Annotated in this window: 14 protein-coding genes; 5 read left to right on the plus strand and 9 right to left on the minus strand. The window is 70.0% G+C overall.

What is annotated here, in order from left to right:
• Nucleotides 1-4: 4 nt before the first annotated feature.
• Nucleotides 5-499 (plus strand): Cys-tRNA(Pro) deacylase, encoded by a 495-nt coding sequence (ybaK, locus tag V9G19_RS06805; RefSeq protein ID WP_462284718.1) that lies wholly within the window; start codon nt 5-7, stop codon nt 497-499.
• A gap of 1 nt (nt 500) precedes the next feature.
• Here the strand turns inward: ybaK and V9G19_RS06810 are convergent, their stop codons facing one another.
• Nucleotides 501-923, minus strand: a complete 423-nt coding sequence (locus V9G19_RS06810; protein WP_462284719.1) for an Lrp/AsnC family transcriptional regulator — start codon at nt 921-923, stop codon at nt 501-503.
• Between the two features lie 70 nt (nt 924-993).
• Between V9G19_RS06810 and V9G19_RS06815 the strand changes: the two genes are divergently transcribed.
• Nucleotides 994-1926 (plus strand): 5'-3' exonuclease, encoded by a 933-nt coding sequence (locus V9G19_RS06815; protein WP_462284720.1) that lies wholly within the window; start codon nt 994-996, stop codon nt 1924-1926.
• On the opposite strand, the gene V9G19_RS06820 is transcribed toward V9G19_RS06815, so the two are convergent.
• Nucleotides 1918-2865 (minus strand): GlxA family transcriptional regulator, encoded by a 948-nt coding sequence (locus V9G19_RS06820; RefSeq protein WP_462284721.1) that lies wholly within the window; start codon nt 2863-2865, stop codon nt 1918-1920. The two genes, V9G19_RS06815 and V9G19_RS06820, sit on opposite strands and share 9 nt — an antisense overlap.
• A 334-nt stretch (nt 2866-3199) precedes the next feature.
• On the opposite strand from V9G19_RS06820, the gene V9G19_RS06825 reads away from it, so the two are divergent.
• A complete protein-coding gene (locus V9G19_RS06825) occupies nt 3200-4195 on the plus strand; it encodes a TolB family protein (RefSeq protein WP_462284722.1) in 996 nt (331 codons plus the stop codon).
• Nucleotides 4196-4457: 262 nt separating this feature from the next.
• On the opposite strand, the gene V9G19_RS06830 is transcribed toward V9G19_RS06825, so the two are convergent.
• Nucleotides 4458-5453 carry a right-handed parallel beta-helix repeat-containing protein gene (locus V9G19_RS06830; RefSeq protein ID WP_462284723.1) on the minus strand — a complete coding sequence of 332 codons (996 nt, stop codon included), beginning with the start codon at nt 5451-5453 and terminating at the stop codon, nt 4458-4460.
• A 266-nt stretch (nt 5454-5719) separates the two neighbouring features.
• Between V9G19_RS06830 and V9G19_RS06835 the strand changes: the two genes are divergently transcribed.
• Nucleotides 5720-6712, plus strand: a complete 993-nt coding sequence (locus V9G19_RS06835; protein WP_462284724.1) for a TolB family protein — start codon at nt 5720-5722, stop codon at nt 6710-6712.
• Nucleotides 6713-6953: 241 nt separating this feature from the next.
• Complete coding sequence (locus V9G19_RS06840; RefSeq protein ID WP_462284725.1) at nt 6954-7724, plus strand: TolB family protein; 771 nt, start codon at nt 6954-6956, stop codon at nt 7722-7724.
• A 19-nt stretch (nt 7725-7743) separates the two neighbouring features.
• On the opposite strand, the gene V9G19_RS06845 is transcribed toward V9G19_RS06840, so the two are convergent.
• From V9G19_RS06845 to V9G19_RS06870, 6 genes are all read right to left on the minus strand, one after another.
• Nucleotides 7744-10494, minus strand: coding sequence for a DEAD/DEAH box helicase (locus tag V9G19_RS06845; protein ID WP_462284726.1), 2751 nt, complete (start codon nt 10492-10494; stop codon nt 7744-7746).
• A gap of 14 nt (nt 10495-10508) precedes the next feature.
• A complete protein-coding gene (locus tag V9G19_RS06850; RefSeq protein ID WP_462284727.1) occupies nt 10509-11408 on the minus strand; it encodes a diacylglycerol/lipid kinase family protein in 900 nt (299 codons plus the stop codon).
• Nucleotides 11409-11442: 34 nt separating this feature from the next.
• Entirely contained in the window at nt 11443-12288 is an 846-nt protein-coding gene (tatC, locus tag V9G19_RS06855) for a twin-arginine translocase subunit TatC (RefSeq protein WP_462284728.1), read from the minus strand.
• A 3-nt stretch (nt 12289-12291) separates the two neighbouring features.
• On the minus strand, nt 12292-12594 hold the full coding sequence (gene tatA / locus V9G19_RS06860; RefSeq protein WP_462284729.1) for a Sec-independent protein translocase subunit TatA: 303 nt from the start codon (nt 12592-12594) through the stop codon (nt 12292-12294).
• Nucleotides 12595-12747: 153 nt separating this feature from the next.
• On the minus strand, nt 12748-13947 hold the full coding sequence (locus V9G19_RS06865; protein ID WP_462284730.1) for a helix-turn-helix transcriptional regulator: 1200 nt from the start codon (nt 13945-13947) through the stop codon (nt 12748-12750).
• The gene (locus V9G19_RS06870; protein ID WP_462284731.1) at nt 13944-14936 is read right to left on the minus strand and encodes a helix-turn-helix transcriptional regulator; all 993 of its coding nucleotides are present in this window, start codon (nt 14934-14936) and stop codon (nt 13944-13946) included. The genes V9G19_RS06865 and V9G19_RS06870 overlap by 4 nt, the downstream gene beginning before the upstream one ends.
• Nucleotides 14937-14963: the final 27 nt, after the last annotated feature.

Consider the following 14963-nt stretch of genomic DNA (forward strand, 5'->3'; position numbering starts at 1 on the left):
GCGTGTGGCCAAGAAGAGCAGCGGGGGAACACCGGCAACCAAGGCACTGACCAAGGCCGGCATCGCGTTCACCACCCACGCCTACGAGCACAACCCGGCGGTGGCGGCATACGGGCTGGAGGCGGCGGCAGCGCTCGGGCTCGACCCGGCGCGGGTGTTCAAGACCCTGCTCGTCGAACTCGACGACTCGCCCATCACCCTCGGCGTCGGCATCGTTCCGGTGGACAAGCACCTCGATCTGAAGGCGATCGCCGTCGCGCTCGGCGCCAAACGGGCCGGCCTGTGCCCGCCGGTGAACGCCGAGCGGATCACCGGCTATGTCATCGGCGGGATATCTCCGGTCGGGCAAAAGCGCCAACTCCCGACGGTGCTGGCCGACAGCGCCGCGGCATACGACAAGATCTATGTCTCCGGCGGCAAACGCGGCTTCGACATCGGCATCGCCCCCGAGGACCTGATCCGGGCCACCGGCGCCAGCTACGCCCCGATCGCACGGTGACTCACTCCCAGGGGGTCGAGAGCACGATCGTCGTATGCGTGGACACGCTTGCGCCGGTGCGGATCCGGCTGAGCAGGTCCTCCAGGTCGCCGGGCGTGGAGACGCGCACCTTCAGCAGGTAGTTGGCCTCCCCGGCGATCGAATAGCATGCTTCAATCTCGGGGATCTCGCGCAACCGGTCGGGCACATCGTCGGGCGCGGACTGATCGAACGGCGTCACCGCAATGAAGGCCGTCAGGGGGTTGCCGAGCGCCTCGTGCGCGACGCGCGCCGTGTAGCCGCGAATCACGCCCCGTTCCTCCAGCCGGCGCACGCGCTGGTGGACCGCGGACGTGGACAGCCCGACCGCCTTGCCGAGATCGGTATAACTCATGCGGCCGTCCTGGCGGAGCAGGGCAACCAGGGACCGATCGACGTCTTCCACGTGGACACACTAGAGCCCCGGACGGGATTCGGCAGCAGATCTTCCGGTGTGCGCCCCTACGATCGAGCCCATGACGACCTCGCGGTTGATGCTGCTCGACTCGGCCAGCCTCTATTTCCGGGCCTTTTTCGGCGTCCCGGACGACCGTGCCGACTCCTCCCGGATGCCGGTCAACGCGATCCGCGGGTTCCTCGACTTCATCGCCACGCTCGTTCGCGATCATCACCCAACCCACCTGATCGCCTGCTGGGACAACGACTGGCGCCCGCAGTTCCGGGTCGACGCGATCCCGAGCTACAAGACCCACCGGGTCGCGGCCGAGTCCGAGGTGGTCGAGGAAGAGGTGCCCGACGACCTCGCCGTGCAGGTGCCGGTGATCGAGGAGGCGCTCGCTGCGCTCGGCATGTGCCGGCTCGGCGCCGACGGCTATGAGGCCGACGACGCCATCGGCACGCTCGTCGAGCGCCACCGGGGGCGGATGCCGATCGATGTGGTCACCGGGGATCGCGACCTTTTCCAGCTCGTCGACGACGCCGCCGGGGTGCGCGTGCTCTATACCGCTCGCGGTGGAGTCCGCTCGCCCGACATCGTCGACCAGACCTACCTGCGGGAGCGGTATGCCGTCGACACCGGCGATCAGTACGTCGACCTGGCGGTGCTGCGCGGCGATCCGAGCGACGGGCTGCCCGGGGTGGCCGGGATCGGCGAGAAGACGGCGGCGAAGCTGATCGCGGCATACGGATCGCTGGCGGGGTTGAGGGCGGCGATCGACTCCGGCGACCCGGCCCTTAAGGGCGCTCAACGGCGCAATCTTGAGGCCGGTGCTGCCTATTTGGACGTCGGTCCGCTCGTGGTCCGGGTGGCGCGCGACGCGCCGGTGCCCGAGGAGACCGGCGAACTGCCGACCGAGGTCGCCGACCTGCGCACGGTGTCGCGGTTGGCCTCGGAATACGGCCTGACCAGCCCGATCAACCGGGTGATCGACGCGCTCAGCCTAGCCTGAGAAGGCCTTGCGATAGTCGCTCGGCGCCACGCCCACCTGCTGGGTGAAGTGGTGGCGCAGCAGGGCGGCGCTGCCGAAGCCGGTGCGGGCCGCGATCCCCTCGACCGGCAGATCGGTCGCCTCCAACAGCCGGCGGGCATGCTGAATGCGTTGTTGCGCAATCCATTTTGCGGGCGTCGTCCCGACCTCGGCGGCAAAGCGTCGGGCGAAGGTGCGCTCCGACATCGCCGCCCGAGCTGCCAAGCTCCGCACCGGCAGTTCCTCGGCGAGGTGCTCCTGCATCCAGGCCAGGAGCGGCGCCAGGGAGTCGGTGGTGCACTCGGGGACGGGCTGGTCGATGAACTGGCGCTGCCCGCCGTCGCGATGCGGGGGAACGACCATCCGGCGGGCGATCGTGGCGGCGACCGTGGCGCCCTGTTCGCGGCGCACGACGTGCAAGCAGGCGTCGATGCCCGCCGCGGTCCCGGCGCTGGTGATCAGGTCGCCGTCGTCGACGAAGAGGAGGTTCTCGTCGACCTGCGCGCTCGGATAGCGGCGGGAGACCTCGACGGCATTCATCCAGTGCGCGGCACAGCGCCGACCGTCGAGCAGCCCGGCCTCTCCGGCGATGAACACGCCCGAGCAGACGGTGAGCACGACCGCGCCGGCCGCGTGCGCCGACCGGATCGCGTCGAGGAGGGCCGGGCTGAACGTGCGCTCCCGCGTGGCCGGCAGGGCCACCAGATCGGCGCCGTCGAGGCCGTCCAAGCCGTGGGGGACGCTCAGCCGCAGACCGTTGGTCAGCTCGACCGGCCGGTCCGGATTCTCGGTGCACACGCGGAAGTCGACGAGCGGCACACCCTGTTCGGTGCGGTCGATGCCGAACACCTCGCACACGACCCCGAACTCGAAGACGGCCGCCTGCTCGGGGACCAGGACGGCGACGGTGGCGAGCGGCATACGAGCAAGCATGGCAGGAAATTGTTGGTAGGCGACATTTGCGCCACTGGTGGCGCGATCTGGTCGAGAGAAAACTTCCTGCCATGGATGCTCTCGTGATCGTGCTTGTTATCGCCGTTCTCCTGGTCCCGGTCGCGCTGCTGGAGCGCACCCACCGGCGCACCCAACACCTCTCCCGTATGCCCTTCGGCTTCGACCTGGAATCCGACCGCGATATCGCGCGCACCCTGGCCGAGGTCGAGGCGATCCGCGCCCGGAGCACCGCAAAGGAGTCTCGTCCGTCAGCCCCTTCCAGCGCGACAACCGTCCGCGGTGCCAACGAAGGAGGACTCCCATGTTCGAAGCCAATCCCACCGTCGTCGATCGGATTGCCCGCAGGGCACAGTCGCGTCCGAGTCGTGGGAAAGGCCGGCGGCTGAGCGTCGCGGCGGCGATCATGTCTCTTGCCGCCGGTGCTTCCGGCGACGCTGCGGCACCGGGGCACGTGACCGGCGCGCCCGCGCCGGTCACCGCGAGTGACATTCTGGTCAACGACAATCACGACCTCTTCCTCGTGCGTCCGGACGGGACGAACCGGCGGCGCCTGACCCGGGTTGGTGACATCGGAGGGGCATCCTTCTCGCCCGACCGCAGCAAGATCGTGCTGTCGCGCAGCTACGACTCGGGGTACTCCGACCTGTTCATGATGCGCTCCGATGGCAGCGACATGACTCGACTCACCTACACGCACGGTGTCGGCGAGGAGCAGCCCCGCTGGTCGCCCGATGGATCGCAAATCGTGCTGAATCGCTGGTCGAACGCCGACCTGCCCATTGAGGGAATCGTGGTCATGGCCCCCCGACCCGGAGCGCGTCCTCGGAATGTTTTCCACGAAAACGCCTCGGTGCCCGGGTGTTCGGACCCCGCATACAACTCCCCGGTCTGGTCACCGACCCGCATGGAGATCGCCGTGGTTGCCAATTGCTTCGGGGACGCAGGAAGCACATCGGTCATTGTTCTCACCCGGCCGACGGGCGGGATCACCAAGGTCCTTCGCCTGTCACCGACTATGTCCCACGGCCTGACCTATGACCCCGCCGGTGACCAGCTCGCGGCCATGAGCGAACTGGGCCTGTTCCGGATCAACCACGCCACCGGCAAGCGCACTCGAGTCACCACCTACGGCTATGCCTCCTCTCCGGAGTGGTCACCCGATGGTCAATGGATCGCGTACTCGAAATACGAAGACAGCAGCAGTTCGGACGTGCGTGCGGTCAGGCCGGACGGCAGCAACGACCGGTTGGTCCTGTCGAGCGACTCGGAGTGGGGCGCTTGGCCGACCGATTGGTGATTCCGGCGGCCGGGTCCGACGCGCGCTACCGCGGCTCGAGGTCGACAGCATCCGCGTTCGAGATCGACGGCTTCAGCGTTCGACGGCCAGGACCCGGGCACGTGCCCTCGCATGGTGCCCGGGCCGGATGCCCGACTGCTGAGAAGAGCCACGGGGCAGCCCGATTGATACACGCAAGCGGGGAAGTGCCGTCACGTGAGTCGCAGCGACCCCATGGCGTCGCTGCGGCTCACGTGACGCCGGGTCAGAGGTTAGGTTGGCGTCAGGAGCAGCGAGTTGGCGTGGAGTTGTCGCCGACGAGGCCGAGCTCCGCGTCGGCGGCGGTGTTGGAACAGGCCACGACGTTGTCACCGAGCGGGTAAAGCCCGAGTCCGAAGCCCGGCCAGTTGCCCTCGATCACGTTGTCGACGAACGTGTTCCGCATCCCGTATCCCTCGGCAACCTGGTGCGTCTGGATCGCGTCCAACGCCTCCCCGCTCGGGTTCGTGATTGTGTTCTCGACGACGACCCAGCCGTTGCCCTTGACGTCGATCGCGCTGTCCGCGGAGTTTTCGCCGGCGTAGCCGGTGTCGTCGAAGACGTTGTCGCGGATGGTGCCGGAGTCGGTGCCCTCCTTGATATCGGCGCCCTCGGCGGGGATGTGCAAAAAGGTGTTGCCCTGGATGACGACGCCCTCGGTGTCGTCCATCTCGCCGTCGCAGGCGTATTTGCCCCAGTTGGAACTCGCCGAGCCGACATAGACCCCTTCACCGAAGCGGCGCTTGACCAGGCCGGTGTCGTGGATCGTCGAGTCGCGCAGCACGCCGTTGCTGGAGCACATCCGGAAGTGCACGCCCTCCTCCCCCACCTGGCCGACGTCGACGCCGCTAATGATCGTGCCGACCGAGCCGTCCAAGACGATGCCCTTGGTGGCATCGCGCACGGAGAAGCCGATCAGCTGCCAGTGGTCGCCGGTCACGTGCAGCCCGTAGTCGCCCTTGGCATCATCGGAGGTCAACACCGCGCCGCGGCCGCCGCGCAGGGTGATCGGCTGCTTCGCGGTGCCGTCGGCGGCGGCGATAAACCGGTCGCCGCCGTCGCGCGTGTAGACCCCGTCGGCCAGGTCGATGATCGTGCCCGGCGTGGCCGACGCGAGCGCCGACCCGAGTGCGGCGACATCGCCCACATGGACGCTCTCGGCTCCGGCCGGGATGGCCGGCTCGGCCGCGGTTGCCGCCTTGCCCAGGGACCGGGTCGCCCCGGTCGGGTCACGGGTCATTGAGTGCGTCGGCGGCCTCGACGTCCGGCTCGATCCGGAGCCGTGCCGACCACTCGAGTCTGTCGGATCGCTCGAGTTGGCAGCGCACGCGGTCAGCACCAGGAGCCCGGCCACGCCGGCACCGAGCGCACGCGCAACTATCACTCGGCCTATTGTGCCGGGTGCTGGCGAGGCCGGTGGTCTCGCCACGTACGCGCTGCGCTTCGTCCGTCAGAGATGGAGTGAGACCCCGGCTCGCCGAGCCGCCTCGTCCGAGAGGAAACCTGATGGTCGACGTCCTGTCCCTCGTGACCGTTCCCGCCGCCCGCATGCCCCTGCCTCGACGGAGCCGCCGGAACGTACGCACCTGCTTCGCTGCGGCGGCGGCGACTGCCTGCCTGCTCGGCGGGACTGTCGCCGCGGCGGCGGCACCAGCCTTGGAAGCACCGGCTGCCAATCCCGACATCCTCGTCAACATGGACGGCGACCTCTACCTCGTCAGACCTGACGGCACCCGCAACCGCCGGCTGACCACCTCTGGAGATATCGGCGGAGCCTCCTTCTCGCCGGACCGCTCCCGGATTGTCTATTCCCAAGGGACCGGCCGGGTCCGGGATATCTACGTGATGAAGTCCGACGGAACCGGCGCGATCAACCTCACCGCCACGCCAGATGTCGAAGAGGGCAGCCCCGACTGGTCGCCGGACGGAACTCGGATCGTGTTCCATCGCTACTGGCAGGTCGATGACGACGTTGTCCACGCCATCGCGATCATGCCGGCCCGCAAGGGCGCCACCCACCGGGAAGTCACCCGCGACGACATAGACATTCGCGGGTGTCACCACCCGTCATACAGCTCTGCTGTGTGGTCACCGACCCGCACCGAGATCGCGATCGAAGCCTCGTGCAGCAACCCCGGTTGGGAGGCCGTCGTCGCCATCTTCCGACCGACCGGCACTTGGGTGAAAACGATCTCACTGGGCGACCGCTGGACCTCCGGCCTCACCTACGATCCGACCGGCGACCAGCTCGCGTCAGCCGACGGTCAGAGCCTATTCCGGATCAACCGGGCCACGGGACGGCTCACCTTCGTATTGCCCAACATGTGGAACCGACCCTATGTCTGGGGTCCTGTGTGGTCGCCCGATGGCCGCCGGATCGCCTATTCGGAGGACAGCAACAACGGCTTCCACCTGCGAAACATCAAGGTGGACGGCACGAACGCCCGAACCATCTTCGCGGGCGCATACGGGTCGGCCGCTTTTGCGCAGGATTGGTGAGTTCGGCCCGGCGATCCGTAGCCGAGCCGGTCGACGGCGACCACGCCGCGCAGGACGCCGTCGATCGCCCTGCGGGCGACCGTGCGCAGGTGCGGCTCGGGGGCGGCGTCGGCGATCTGGTCGAGCCACATCACGGCGACGGCTCACGGCGATGACGACGGGCCCGGCCGCGGCTCGTCCGTCAGGCTCTCTAGGCTGGGACACGCGGCTGGCCAAGCCGCCCGGCAGAGGAGAAAACTTCATGGTCAACACCCCTTCCCGTGTGCCTCGCGTGACCGTTCCGGTCGCTGGCACGCTCCCACCTCGACGCACCCGCCGGACCCTCGGTGCCTGTGTCGCTGCGGCCGCGGCGACTACCTGCCTCGCTGGCGGGGGCGTCGCCGCGACGGCGGCGCCAGCCAGCGACGCGAAGGCGCCGGCGGCCAACCCCGACGTCCTCGTCAACGTGGACCACGACCTTTACCTCGTCAGTCCGGACGGCAGCCACAAGCCCCGCCGCCTGACAACGTCCGGGGACGTCGGCGGGGCCTCCTTCTCGCCCGACCGCTCCCGGATTGTCTATTCCAAAGAGCGCGACCGGTTCACCAATCTCTATGTGATGAGGTCCGACGGGACCGGCGCGGTCAATCTCACCTCCGGATCAGTGGTCGCCGAGCGCGACCCCGATTGGTCGCCGGACGGCACTCAGATCGTGTTTTGGCGCGTTTCGTATCTCGCCTCCGATAATTTCAGCGCCATCGTGACCATGCCGGCTCACAAAGGCGCCGCCTATCGGGTAGTGGCACACAACGAGAGGGACATTCGCGGGTGTGACGCCCCGTTTTACGGCTCGCCGGTCTGGTCTCCGACCCGCGCCGAGATCGCGGTCGACGCCCTCTGCGGCAGCGAAGGCAGGGAGGTCATCGCCATCTTCCGACCGAACGGGACTCTGATAAAGACGATCCCGATCAGCGACTCCTGGACCTCCGGCCCCACGTACGATCCGACGGGCGACCAACTCGCCACAGCCTAGCTTATTTCCTCACAGGCCCTTAGTCGAGCCGGTCGGCGGCGACCACGCCGCGCAGGACACCGTCGATCGCCTTGCGGGCGACCGTGCGCAGCTGCGGCTCGGGGGCGGCGTCGGCGATCTGGTCGAGCAGGTCGACCACCTGCTTGCACCGGCGCACGAAGTCGCCCGCGGCCAGGTCATGCCCGCGTAGCACGACGTCCAAGCGCTGCCCGGACGCCCACCGGTGCACCGCCCAGGCCAGCCCGGAGTCCGGCGGCGCGGTGAGTGGCAGCCCCGCCTCCCGCTCGCGGTCCTCCAAGCCGCTCCAGATCCGGGTCATCTCGACGCCGGCCGCAGCCACGGCGGAGGTCGGCTGCCGGGGGTCGACCTCGGCCTCGTCGTGCCGCGGCTCGTGCACCAGGAGGGAGACCACGGCGGCCAGCTCGGCCGGCTCGAGGCGGCGCCATACCCCCTGGCGGAGGCACTCGGCGACGAGCAGGTCGCGGTCGGAATAGATCCGCCGCAGCCGCTGCCCGTCCTCGGTCAGCGCGTCGCCGCCGGGGGCGAGGTAGCCGATGTCCGCCAGCAGCGTGCAGATCCGCTCGAAGGTCCGCGCGACCGTGTTGGTGCGCCCCTCGACCTGGCGGCGCACCGCCGCGGACTCCTTCGTCAGGCGCCACCACCGATCCGACCAGCGGGCGTGCTGCTCCCGGTCGGGGCAGGCGTGGCACGGGTGGGCCCGCAACTGGCGGCGCAGCTCGGCGATCGCGGCGTCCTCCCCGCCCGCCACCTCCCGCGCAGACACGGCGGGCGCCGGCCGTCCCGGCGCCTTGATCCGCAGCGTCGTCGCCAGGTCGCGGCGCGCCTTGGGTGAGCGGGCGTTGAAGCCTCGCGGCACCGGCATCGAGCCGAGCGCCGTCACCGGTTCGGGGACGTCCTGCAGCGAGACCCGGTGGACGTGCTTGTCCTCGGTGAGCACGGTCGGCAGGCTGGGCTCGCCGCGATTGGTCCGCGCGGGCTCGATGACGACGGCCAGCCCCGAGCGGCGCCCCGACGGGATGCGGAAGATGTCGCCGAGCCGCAGCGTCTCCAGCGACACCGCCGCCTCGGCCCGCCGCGCCGCCGAGCGGGCCTTGGCGCCCTCCTTCTCGAGCACGCCGATCCGGTGGCGCAGCGCGGCATACTCCGCGAAGTCGCCGAGGTGGCAGGTCATCGCCTCGGCATAGCCCGCCAGCGCCTCCTCCTTCTCCTTGCCCGAGCGCACCAACCCGACGACCGACCGGTCGGCCTGGAACTGCGCAAACGAGGTCTGCAGGATCTCCACCGAGCGCGACCGCCCTACTTGGGCAACGAGATTGACCGCCATGTTGTATGACGGTCGGAAGCTCGAGCGCAGCGGGAAGGTCCGCGCCGACGCCAGCGAGGCAACGTGCACCGGGTCCAGCCCGCGCCGCCACAGCACGAGCGCGTGCCCCTCGATGTCGATGCCGCGCCGCCCCGCCCGCCCGGTCAGCTGGGTGTATTCCGCGGGCGAGAGGTCCACGTGCGACTCGCCGTTGAACTTGACCAGCTTCTCCAGCACCACGGTCCGCGCCGGCATGTTGATCCCGAGCGCAAGCGTCTCGGTCGCAAACACCGCGCGGATCTCCCCGCGGGTGAACAGTTCCTCGACGATCTCGCGGAAGGTCGGCAGCATCCCCGCGTGGTGCGCGGCGAACCCACGCGAGATCCCCTGGGCGAACTCCCAATAGCCGAGCACGCCCAAGTCCTCGTCGGCAATCCCCGCCGAGCGTTCCTCGACCAGCCGGCGATTGCGCTCGCCGAACTCCTCCGGGATCAGCCGTATGCCGCTGCTCAGCAGCTGCGCCACCGCCCCGTCACAGCCGACCCGGCTGAAGATGAAGGTGATCGCCGGGAGCAGGCCGGCCCGGTCGAGTTCGCGGACGATGTCGGTCCGGCTGGCGTGGCCGCCGGATGTGGCCCCGCCCACGGTCGCCGACGGGCGGCGGCGCCGGTCGGGGTCGCCGCCGCGGGAGCGGGCCCCGCGGCGGGCGGCGTCCGCGGCATACGAACGCTCCTGGGCCTGGCGGATCGCGTCGGTGAGATAGGGGCTGAGCCGCGGGATGTTACCGTCCAGGCGCGGGCCGGCGGTGGAGTCGGCGAACAGGTCGAACATCCGCTGGCCAACCTGCATGTGCTGCCACAGCGGCACCGGCCGGTGCTCGGAGACGATCACCTCGTGGTTGCCGCGCACCTGCTCCAGCCAGTCGCCGAACTCCTCGGCGTTGCTCACCGTCGCCGACAGCGAGATCAGCTGCACCGATGGCGGCAGGTGGATGATGACCTCTTCCCACACGGCGCCGCGGAAGCGGTCGGCGAGATAGTGCACCTCGTCCATGACGACGAAGGCGAGCCCGGCGAGGGTGGCCGACCCGGCATACATCATGTTGCGGAGCACTTCGGTGGTCATGACGACAACCGGGGCCTCGCCGTTGATCGAGCTGTCGCCGGTGAGCAGGCCGACGTGCTCGGGGCCGTGGCGGCGGGCGAGATCGGCATACTTCTGATTGGACAGGGCCTTGATCGGGGTCGTATAGAACGCCTTCTGGCCGCGGGCGAGCGCCAACTGCACGGCAAACTCGCCCACGACGGTCTTGCCCGCCCCGGTCGGCGCGGCGACGAGGACGCCGCGGCCGGCCTCGACCGCCAGGCAGGCCTGCTCCTGGAAGGGGTCGAGCGGGAAGTCCAGGCCCGCGGCGAAGCGCGCGAACTCGCTCCCGGGCGTTGTCATGGCGCCACGACCAGTCATGGCGCCACCACCGTCAGCGCCCCCGGGACGACCTCGCACGCGACGGGGAGGTCGGTGAACGGCTCCCCGTCGGCAAAGACCGGCACGCCCCGCGCCTCCAGCCGCACCCGGGTGCCGCGCAGCACCGACACGGCCGGGTGCTCGATGTGCGCGCCGGTGAACACCCGCGGGAAAACCCGGAGGAATTCCGCGCGCGAGATCCGGTGGACGATCACGACATCGAGGAGCCCGTCGTCGATCCGCGCGTCCGGGGCGACCTGCATACCGCCACCGTAGGACGCCGCGTTGGCGATCACGACGAGCATCGCCTCGGTCTCGACCCGCTCGGCGTCGACCTCGATGGCATAGGGGATGGGCCGGAAGACCGGCAGCTCCCGCAGGATCGCCAGGTTGTAGCGCATCTGCCCGCGCGGCCAGGACCACCGGTTGGCGCGCGCGTTGACGATCGCGTCGAACCCGGCATACAGGCTCCCGGCGAACCAGGGCCGCTCGTCGGCCGGGGTGTCGCCGCACAGCCGCCCCGCGTCGACGGTGCGGGTGCCCAGCGCCTCAATGGCGGCGACTGCCTGCAGCAGGTTGGCGGGCAGGTAGCCGAGCGCCGCAGCGATGTCGTTGCCGGTGCCGGCGGGGACGACGGCGAAGGGCACGGCCGTCCCGGCGCACGCGTTGACGCCGAGGTGGGCCATCCCGTCGCCGCCGACGACGACGAGCGCGTCGAGGTGGCCGTCGTGGACGGCGGCGCGGGCGCGGGAGAGGGTGTCGACTGCGTCGGTGCCGCTGAGGTCGTGGATCTCGTGGCCACGGCCGGCCAGCATGGCGAGCAGGTCGGGTGCTAACTGCGCGCAGCGTCCGCGGCCCGCGATCGGGTTGACGGCCACGCCGAGGCGATGGCTCACCGGGGTGGCCTCATGATGGGGCACGCTACCTTGACTACAACGTGGAGGCCTCGTCGTCGGCGACACCGATCCAGTCGGGCTCGGCGGCCTTGCGGCGGCGGTCGATCCACAGCCCGATCCCGGCGGCGATGAAATAGAGCAGGATCAGGGGGGCGGCCATGAAGAACATCGTCACCGGGTCGGGGGTGGGGGTCACGATCGCCGAGACGATGAAGATCGTCACCAGCGCCGGCCGCCACTGCCGCAGCAGGGCCCGACCGGGGATCACGCCGACGGCGATCAGCCCGACGAGGAAGACCGGGGTGATCCAGGTGATGCCAAAGATGAGGATGAACCGGGTGACCGTGCGGAAATACAGGGCCGCCTCGGTGAGGTTGGCCGCTCCTTCGGGGGTGAAGCCATAGAGGATCTCCCAGGCGCGCGGCATGATCCAGTAGCCGAAGGCGCAGCCGAGCAGGAACAGCGGGATGGTCGCTCCGATGAACGCGAGCGAGATCCGCTTTTCCTTCTTGGTCAGGGCCGGGAGGATGTAGGCCCACGCCTGATACAGGATGACCGGGCTGGACACGATGATGCCGACCCAGATCGAGAGGTTGACCCGCTGGCTGAAGGCCGCGGTCGCGCCGGCGTAGTTGAGGTTGACCAGGACGCCCTGGATGCCGCGCTCCTCGGCGACCGCCCGGATGGGGGCGGTCAGCTGCTCATAGACCCACTCGTAGAAGATCCAGCCGACGACCGAGCCGAGGAGCAAGGCGATGGCGGATTTGACCAAGCGGCTGCGGAACTCGAGCAGGTGATCGACGAGGGACATCCGGCCCTCGGGGTTGTCCTTGCGCTTGACCTTCTTGCGTTTGGGCATGACCGCGTCGGCGGCGGCCACGGGTTAGGCGATCGGGCCGGACTGGTTGTCCGTCCGGGAGGAATTGTCCTCGCGCACGGCGTTGCCGTCGGCCTCGCGCAGCTGGGAGGGCGTCGGCTGGGCCGGCGGGTTCGGCGAGGTGGGCGGTGGGGCGGCGGCCTGTTTGCGGGCCTCGTCCTCGGCCTTCATCTCGCTGACCTCGGACTTGAACACGCGGGCGGACCGGCCGAGGGAGCGGGCGGCGTCGGGGAGTCGCTTGAAGCCAAAGAGGAGGATCACCACGAGGGCGATGAGGATGATCTCGCCGGGGCCGAGACTGGAAAACATTGGAGGCCTTTCAGCGGTTGGGTCGAGGAGAGTCTAACGCCGGGCCCGGGATGGCCGGTTCTCCAGCAGCCGTGCCCCGCGCATGTGCCGAAACGCCTCGCCCGCCGCCAGGCGTTCCCGTCAGGCGTCGCCGGGGCCGGTTGCACAGCGAATTCATGGTTTGGCGGGTTCGTCGCGGTCGTCGTTCGTGGGGTGTTCGGCGGCGGGTTGGGCCGGGTTCCCGGGGGCGTCGACCACGTCATGCTCGTATGCCGCCAGCGCCTCTCCCGCTGCCGCCGCCACCTGCTCGCCCAGCCCCGCCGGGCTGACCACCCGCACGCCGCCGCCGGCGCGCAGCGCCAGTCGCACCACCCAGCTGGTGTCGCTGGCCCGCAGCGTGATCCGGACCGGTCGCTTCTGAGGGATCGGTCCGCCGCCTTGGATGGATTCGGCGACGGAAACGTCGCCGGTTTCTCCGCCCTCGCCGGATGTGTTGTCGTCATAGTCGTCGGCGCCGGGCTCGTTGCTCTGTACGGATTCGACCGGGTAGTACTCGGCGACCCACTCCCAGGCCGGGTCGAGGTCGAGGGTGACGACCTCATCGTCCGCGGTGGGCACGAAGACGCCCGCGCGCAGGTCGCGCTGGCGCGCGTGTGCCGGCGGGGTGCCGTCGGCGTCGAGGATCTGGGCGTCCTCGACGCGGTCGAGCCGGAAGAGCCGGGTGTCCTCGGCGCGATGGCACCAGCCCTCGAGATACCAGCGGCCGTCGAGATTGAGCACGCGCATCGGGTCGACGTCACGCTCGGTGACCTCGTCGCGGGCGGGCACGACATAACGCAGCCGCAACCGGCGATGACGGCGCAGCGCGTCGGTCACGAGGGCGCGGGTTTCCTCGGCCGAGTCGTCGCTGAGCCGGGCGTCGATCTTGACGGCGTCGATCTTGACAGCATCGATCGTGATGGCGTCGACCCCGAGCGGGCCGGCGGCATCGGGCCCGGCGGCCCCGATCGCGTCCTCGAGCTTGACCAGGGTGCGCTCGACGACGTCGAAGTCGGTGACGCCCTCGGCATACGCGAGCGCCCGCAGGCCGACGACGAGGGTCAGCGCCTCGGCCCGGGTCAGCCGCAGCGGGCGGGCGATCGTCTCGGCGTTGGCGATGAAGATCCGCCCGCCCTCGGTGGAGACGTCGATGAGTTCGTCGGTGAGCGAGCCGTAGCCGCACATGAACAACAGCTCGAGGTCGTCGTGCAGTTGCTCGACGCCGATCCCCAAGTCGCGGGCGGCCTGCTCGATGTCGACGCCCTGCCGGTTGACCAGCCACGGGACCATGGTCAGCAGCCGGGAGACGCGGGCGCTGGCCGCCTCCGGCGTCACGGCGACCCCCCGGCGTGGGCGCGTGCCGCCGCGGCGAGCACCGCGCGGGTGGCGCCGACCATCTCGGGCGGGTCCAGCGCGCGCACCGAGGCCCCATAGGAGGCGAGTTCCTCGGCGAACCGGTCGAGAGCGGCATACGGAATCAGCAGGGTTGACCAGCCGTTCGCGGCGGTCTCGACGGCACTGGCCCGGCGGCGCAGCTCTCCCCCGCGCCCGTCGCGGACGGCGATCCGGGCGCTGCCGGCGGGCTCGGCAGGCAGGTCGGCGGCGAGCATCCGGCGCGGATCGTGCTCCGGCGGCGGGGTGTAGGCGCCGGCGCGCCCGGTGCGGCGCACCGGCCCGGTGATGCGGGAGAGGCGGAAGATGCGCGGCTGCTCGCGGTCGCTGTCGTATGCCGTGAGGTACCACCGGCCGCTGCGCGAGGTGAGCCCCCACGGCTGGACGTGCCGGGTCGTGGCGTTCGACGCTCCCGGTCGGCGATAGTCGAAGCTGACCGGGGCGCGGGCGAGCAGCGCGTCGACGAGCGGGGCGAACGCCGGCTCGCTGGTCGCCAGCCGCGGCTCGATGCCGGTGAGGCTGTCGGGGTCGGGTTCGAGCCCGCTGGCCCGCAGCTTGCGCAGCGCCTGGGCGGCTGGCCCGGCGAAGGTCGCGCGTGACCAGGTGCGCGCGGCCAGGCCGAGCACGGCGAGTTCGTCGGGCGCGAACGCAATGTCCGGCAGCGCATAGTCGCGCTGGTTGATCCGGTAGGCCGGTTCGTCCTCCCACACCGTCGACAACTCCTCGGTGACCAGCGGGATGCCCAACTCGCGCAGATCCTCCTTGTCCCGCTCGAACATCCGGTCGAAGGCTTCGTCGCTGGGCGCCATCCGGTATTGCTCGACGACCTCGCGGATGCGCGCCTTGGTCATCGGACGCCGGGTATAGAGCAGCGTCATGACCAGGTTCATCAGCCGCTCGGTCTTGGCGGCCGGGGAGTTGGGGGCAGGCATCGCCGCCGACGCTACCCCACCTGTGGT

Origin of the sequence: Nostocoides sp. (genome assembly GCF_037045025.1) — a bacterium.
GTDB lineage: Bacteria > Actinomycetota > Actinomycetes > Actinomycetales > Dermatophilaceae > Nostocoides_A.